Genomic DNA, 6,554 nt, shown 5'->3' on the forward strand with positions numbered 1-6,554 from the left:
TTTCGTTTAAGTACGAGTGGAGCGGGTACCCTTTTTTTGCGTAACCTACTTATTGTCGTTCGATTTTAAGTACATGTTTCTATTTTCGAGGAAAAACGTTCAATGGATCTGCTAATATAGAAGCTAAAGATAATTATTACTATATTTGAAAGGAACCCCCTCCTGTGAAGAGAGAAACGATATTGTTAGTAGATGATGAGAAGGAAATTGTAGAGCTGTTATCGATATACCTCTGTAATGAGGGCTATCGCCTGCTTAAAGCTTATGATGGGATGGAGGCACTGGCGTGTCTGCAGAAGGAAGAAGTAGATCTGATTATTCTTGATGTCATGATGCCTAAGATGGATGGATTAGCTGCATGTATGAAGATCCGTGAAGAGCGGAAGATGCCAATTATCATCCTTTCAGCCAAAAATACGGATATGGACAAAATCTCAGGACTTAGCATAGGAGCGGACGACTACGTGGGCAAGCCGTTTAATCCTTTGGAGATTGTGGCACGAGTTAAGTCACAGCTGCGTCGTTATCACGCTTTCAATAAAGATAGTAATAGCCTAGGGAATGACAGCAAACTGAGCTTTGAAGATTTAACTATAGATACGTCTAAGCATGAGGTACATATAGACCAGCAGAAGATTAAGCTGACCCCCCGGGAATTTTCTATTTTAGAACTTTTGGCAAGGCACCAAGGTCAAGTGCTCAGCTTAGAGCAGATATACGATAAGGTGTGGAACGAACCATTTTTAGATGGGGGTAATACTGTTATGGTACATATTCGTAACCTCCGCGATAAAATCGAAGTGGATTCGAAGCGCCCCCGTTATATACAAACCGTCTGGGGAGTTGGGTATAAATTAGATGGACCTTCCTGAAAGGATTAGGTGAGGCTTCTTGAATTCAAAATATATAACTACGATTCGTTGGAAGTTTATATACGCCTTTTTGCTTAGTGTGCTTTCCGGTGGATTACTGCTGTTTGCAGGTTACCAGCTCGTTAATTTCATGATCTATCTGAATCCAGTGTCAGAGTCGGCTCCCTATTCACGTATCTTACGCTGGATCATTAATCATATTGGCTCTATGCCACTGCTGACCGCAGCTGGTATTATCAGCTTTTTGCTGTTCTTTTTTATCTATACTCGTAAAATAGTACTGTATCTGGAGGAGATCACCAAAGGAATTCGGGAAATCACAAGCTCCGGGATGTCGCACCGAATTGAAGTCAGAACCACGGACGAGCTGGGAGTGCTGGCTGAGAATATTAATGAAATGGCTGAACGTTTGCAGCACTCCGTGGAAGAGGAACGTAAAGCAGTGAATGCAAAAAATGATTTGATCACAGGTGTCTCCCACGATTTACGAACCCCCCTTACCTCTGTCCTCGGTTTTCTGGAATATATCGAGCAAGATCGATGCCAGGAAGAAGTAGAAATACGATATTACGTGAGCATAGCCTACAACAAATCCCTTGTGCTGCGTAAACTGATCGACGATCTTTTTGAATATACACGCGTAAATAGTGGGGAATACCCTCTGGTTATGGAGCGATTAGATTTAAAAGCATTTATACGGCAGCTAGCGGAAGAGTCAGTTCCCGAACTAACAAAGGCTGAAATGACCTATGAGATCGATGACCAAGCTGATGAGTTGTGGATAGAGGCTTCCCCTAAAGAATTAGTTCGTGCTTATGAAAATTTGATTACGAACGCGATCCGTTACGGTAGAAGCGGCGGGAAAGTGGAGATTGGTTTCAGTAAAAGGGGAAATGAAGCGGTTATCCGCATTAGCAATTTTGGAGAGATGATCGCAGAGAGTGATATTCCGTTTATTTTTGAACGATTCTATCGAGCAGAGAAGTCTCGTTCACAGCATACAGGCGGTTCAGGCCTAGGTCTTGCCATTTCCAAAAGTATCATCGAACGCCACAATGGCGTTATTTATGTAGAAAGCTCCCCGCTTCGGACGGATTTTATCACCTATTTCCCATTCTTCATAGAATCTTAAGAAAACTCTTGGCGGGTTCTTAAGATTTGGAAGATATCCTTGTGAGCACAAGGAGGGGATGACTATGCACAAACTTCGGACGGTTCGCATCCATTATCTTTATATTTTTATAGGGAGTGCTCTTTTGAGTGCTGCCTTTCTTTTTGCTGTCCAGCGGGCTGTTGCTTTGCTGTATTCTCATTATTCGGGGAAATCAGGCGTCTTTTTTGTTCGTCTTATCCATTGGATCATTAATCATGTTGGAACAATCCCTAGCGTCATAATTCTATTTGTTCTATTCTTCAGTGGGTTGTTTATTCTCCGTTCACAGAAAATTGCCGATGATTTGCACACGGTACTGATTGGAACCTTAGAGTTGGCAGACAAGGGAGTAACAAAAGAAATCAAGGTCCTCTCTGGAGGAGAAGTAGGCCAAATCGCCGCTAACCTGAATCGCATGCAAAGAATTGAAGTTCCGAATAGAGGCGTAGCAACAGAAACGATGCAGGACACACCAGCTGTAGCTTTATTGATAAGAACTCGGGCAATTCTCCGTGCTCTCCGTGAGGTAGAGGAGGCTGACAACACGGATGATGGGATGGAAGCCCAAGCACTTCTTGAAACAGCGAGTGTTGAAGCCCGTAGTATGGAGCGGTTCTTAGAGAACCTGATTATAGAATCATGAATGCCGTTACCGAAAAAAAACAAAGTGTAGCCCATTCAGGCAAGGATGGCAGATGGATCGTGCGTACCCGGATACTCCGTCTGGGGTATTTATTATTTGATGGGAGTATCATTGGAATAATAATAGCGCTCGTGGGTTTGCTTTACGTATTTCAATACGGCGGGCAAGTGGTTAAACAGCAAGAGGATAAACTTCAGCTGCCGGAATCGAGCATCATTAAGACCTCGGATGGGACGACATTACGAATGATCCCTTTACCGGGCTCGGGGTATAGACATTCAGCGGAGCTGGAGGAAATGCCTGCATTATTGATAAATACGTTTTTAGCGGTGGAGGACCGGCGCTTTTATAGGCATCAGGGATTAGATTATAAAGGAATTTCTCGCGCTTTTCTAAATAATATTGTGGATATGGATCTCTCCGAGGGCGGGAGTAGTATTACTCAGCAGCTAGCTCGCAATCTTTATTTGAATAGGAACAAGAATGTCATACGTAAGCTAAACGAAGCATCCATTGCTCTTGCATTGGAAAGGCAGTTATCAAAACAAGAGATTTTAGGGCTTTACCTCAATCAGATTTACATGGGGCGTGGACAATATGGAGTAAAGGCAGCTGCGGAGCGTTACTTCGGCGTATCCGATTTGAAAAAACTAGAAATATGGCAAATCGCCACCTTGGCGGGAAACCCTAAAGGACCGTCTATTTATAATCCGGTAGACAATAGTACATTATCCAAAACAAGAAGGAATCTCGTTCTACAGATTATGTTAGATCAAGGACTGATTACTAAAGAACAAATGCTTGAGGCCAGAGATAAAAAGTATCAACCTCCCGCTGCGAACAAAGTAGAAGTCATTGGTGTGCATTATGTGGACGCTACGCTTAAGGAAGCGGCTCAGATCACTGGGAAGTCTGTGGAGGAGCTTCGAACGGGTGGCTACACTATTGTTACAGGGTTGAACATTAAAGCACAGCAGGCGCTAGAGCAGGCTTTTCTAAAGGGTTCTTCTTTCCCGCCTAACGGAAAAGATCAGCAGGTAGAAGCAGCTATGACCATAATGGATCATCGTACAGGTGAAGTGGTGGCACTAATTGGTGGGCGTGAACAAAATGAGGGGAGCTTGAACAGAGCTACAATTGATGCGCGGCAGCCAGGCTCCAGCTTCAAGCCGATCATTGATTATGGACCCGCGCTAGAGAGCGGGAAGTTTAGCCCGAATAGCATACTTTCTGATCGCAAATACGCTTATGGAAACTATGTACCTGAGAATTTGAACGGTGTGTATCAAGGTCAAATCACAATGAGTAGAGCGCTGCAAAAATCCGTGAATGCGCCAGCTGTTTGGCTTTTGAAGCAGGTTGGAATCTCTTCTGCACGGCAATTTGCAGCCAAATTAGGAATTGTACTGACAGAGGAGGATAACCATTTATCAATAGCTTTAGGAGGGCTTCATAATGGGGTATCGCCACTTAAAATGACACAAGCCTATGGTGTCTTTGCTAATGGAGGTAAATTCAATGAGGCTCATATGGTACGCACGATAATGGATTCAAAAGGGAAGGTTGTGTATTCACATCTCTCCGAATCACGGCAGGTAATATCGCAACGAACCGCAGAGGCAATGACGATGATGCTACGTAATGTTGTCAATGAAGGAACGGGCAAAAAAGCGCAAATGAACAGGCCTGTAGCGGGGAAAACCGGAACAACCCAATTGGATCTGTCAGGCGTAAGCAAGAAAGCTAACCGGGATTTGTGGTTTGTTGGTTATACTTCGGAATGGACAGCTGCAGTGTGGATGGGGTTTGATCGTACAAATAAGGATAATTATATGACAGAGGGCAGCGGGAAGGCTGCCGCTCTATTTTCTACAGTCATGAGTAAGGCGTTAAGTGGTTACTGATGTTACTGATGTTTATTGAGCGGCCCATTCTTCTAGTTTCTCGTCTCTAGGAAGCAGGAGAGCAAGGAAACCCAAAAGAGGTAGGAATCCACAAGCTATAAACACTTTTGAAATTCCAATGCTGTCAATCAGATTGCCGAGTACCAAGGAGCCAATTCCTCCGAGCCCAAAAGCAAGACCAGTGATTAACCCTGAAACTGTTCCGATATTGCCTGGATAAAGCATCTGAGCATAGATTACAGTAACAGAGAAGCTGGACAAAAGGATGAAGCCGCCAATCAGTAAGAGTATAGCTGCCCACATTTGGTTCACGAAGGGTAGAGCCAGTGCGAAGGGCACTGTTCCGACCATAGAGAGAAGAATGAGATTACGCCGTCCGAAGCGGTCTGCCAGTGGGCCTCCAAAGAATGTACCGACAGCTCCAGCTGCCAGATACATAAAAATATAGATTTGGGCCTTATCAAGCGTCATTTGATATTTGTCCATTAAATAGAAAGCGTAGTAACTGCCGATAGAAGCGCCGTACCAAGATCTTACAAAGACTAGGAACACAAGGATGATTGTTGCCGTTCGAATACTTTTGCGGCGGGCAGGATCGATTGCGCGAGCTGTTGATTTTTTATGAAACGTATATCCCGCATCCAGCATCTCTCGATACCAGCGAGCGACATAGGTCTGTACGGCAATTCCGGCAGCCGCAACGATAGTGAAGCCAAGAGCGCCGATCTGCCCAAAGGGAATGAAAATCCATTTCGTGAGCATTGGTCCTAAAGATTGTCCAGCATTGCCGCCGACTTGAAAAATAGATTGCGACAGACCTTTCCGCTGACCGGCAGCCATATGAGCAACACGCATGCCTTCGGGATGAAAGGTAGCAGATCCGAAGCCGATTAGCATGACGGAAAACAATACAAGAATATAGTTGTTGGCATAAGCCAATAAAAGTACGCCTAGAAATGTGCTGCACATACCCAGTGGTAACAATATAGGACGTGGCTTACGATCTGCCGCATACCCAATGACTGGTTGGATAACGGAGGACGTCATGTTTAAAGCAAAGGAGATCCACCCGATCTGAGCGAAGGAGAGCATCAAGTTATCTTTGAGAATAGGAAAGATTGCAGGGATGACTGCCTGAATAGAATCATTAAATAAATGAACAAAGCTGACAGCCAGCAAAATCTTATAGATTGTTGCTTGCTGCAGATTACGCTGCTCCTTGTCCTTGGTGTTTGTTTGGGTCGCAGCACTAGATGGATTGTTTTTCATTTAGACTCCTCTCGTACGTATCAATAGAAGTTAATATATGGGATTACGATAAATTCTATTTAGCCATAAATTAAGGATTATTGGAATCAATTTGTGTTGTTTTGTGCTAGTTTGAAAGTATTTATTCGTAGATTATTTTTATTTCAAAAAAAGCTTGCAAACATAAGAACAGCATGGTATATTATCTCTTGTGCTTATGACGCATCGGACAAATGAAACACAAACGATGAAAAAAATAAGTTGACAAGAAATACGACAACATGATATACTATAATTCCTGTGCAAGAGACAGTTGATGTCGAAATGCCGGGAGCAAGTTCTTTGAAAACTGAACAAATGGAACGCGTTAATTTTTAAAAGATTCATTTAATGAATCGTCAGTTTCAAAATGAGCATATCGCTCTTTTCAATACTAATTGGAGAGTTTGATCCTGGCTCAGGACGAACGCTGGCGGCGTGCCTAATACATGCAAGTCGAGCGGAGTTATTTTGAAAGCTTGCTTTCAAAATAACTTAGCGGCGGACGGGTGAGTAACACGTAGGCAACCTGCCCCTTAGACTGGGATAACTACCGGAAACGGTAGCTAATACCGGATAATTTCTTTTTTCTCCTGAAGAAAGAATGAAAGACGGAGCAATCTGTCACTGAGGGATGGGCCTGCGGCGCATTAGCTAGTTGGTGGGGTAACGGCCCACCAAGGCGACGATGCGTA

At 43.8% G+C, this 6,554-nt stretch carries 5 protein-coding genes and 1 rRNA gene; 5 read left to right on the forward strand and 1 reads right to left on the reverse strand.

The annotated features are described in order from the left end of the window. Positions 1–164 precede the first annotated feature (164 nt). The 4 genes from ACQKMP_RS17875 to ACQKMP_RS17890 all read left to right on the forward strand — a co-directional run bounded on the left by ACQKMP_RS17875 (position 165) and on the right by ACQKMP_RS17890 (position 4,572). The gene (locus ACQKMP_RS17875) at positions 165–872 is read left to right on the forward strand and encodes a response regulator transcription factor (protein ID WP_076297845.1); all 708 of its coding nucleotides are present in this window, start codon (positions 165–167) and stop codon (positions 870–872) included. A gap of 19 nt (positions 873–891) precedes the next feature. Further along, the gene (locus ACQKMP_RS17880; protein ID WP_427470261.1) at positions 892–2,004 is read left to right on the forward strand and encodes a sensor histidine kinase; all 1,113 of its coding nucleotides are present in this window, start codon (positions 892–894) and stop codon (positions 2,002–2,004) included. Between the two features lie 64 nt (positions 2,005–2,068). Further along, positions 2,069–2,668 carry a hypothetical protein gene (locus tag ACQKMP_RS17885; RefSeq protein ID WP_427470262.1) on the forward strand — a complete coding sequence of 200 codons (600 nt, stop codon included), beginning with the start codon at positions 2,069–2,071 and terminating at the stop codon, positions 2,666–2,668. Continuing rightward, on the forward strand, positions 2,665–4,572 hold the full coding sequence (locus ACQKMP_RS17890) for a transglycosylase domain-containing protein (RefSeq protein ID WP_427470264.1): 1,908 nt from the start codon (positions 2,665–2,667) through the stop codon (positions 4,570–4,572). The genes ACQKMP_RS17885 and ACQKMP_RS17890 overlap by 4 nt, the downstream gene beginning before the upstream one ends. A gap of 12 nt (positions 4,573–4,584) precedes the next feature. Here ACQKMP_RS17890 and ACQKMP_RS17895 read toward each other — a convergent pair whose 3' ends face one another. Next, positions 4,585–5,841: an MFS transporter gene (locus ACQKMP_RS17895; protein ID WP_149645253.1), complete on the reverse strand. Its 1,257-nt coding sequence runs from the start codon at positions 5,839–5,841 to the stop codon at positions 4,585–4,587. Positions 5,842–6,254: 413 nt separating this feature from the next. Between ACQKMP_RS17895 and ACQKMP_RS17900 the strand changes: the two genes are divergently transcribed. Next, a 16S ribosomal RNA gene (locus tag ACQKMP_RS17900) occupies positions 6,255–6,554 on the forward strand; the annotation flags it as partial.

This window comes from Paenibacillus sp. NPDC101420 (genome assembly GCF_050277435.1).
Lineage (GTDB): Bacteria > Bacillota > Bacilli > Paenibacillales > Paenibacillaceae > Paenibacillus_AQ.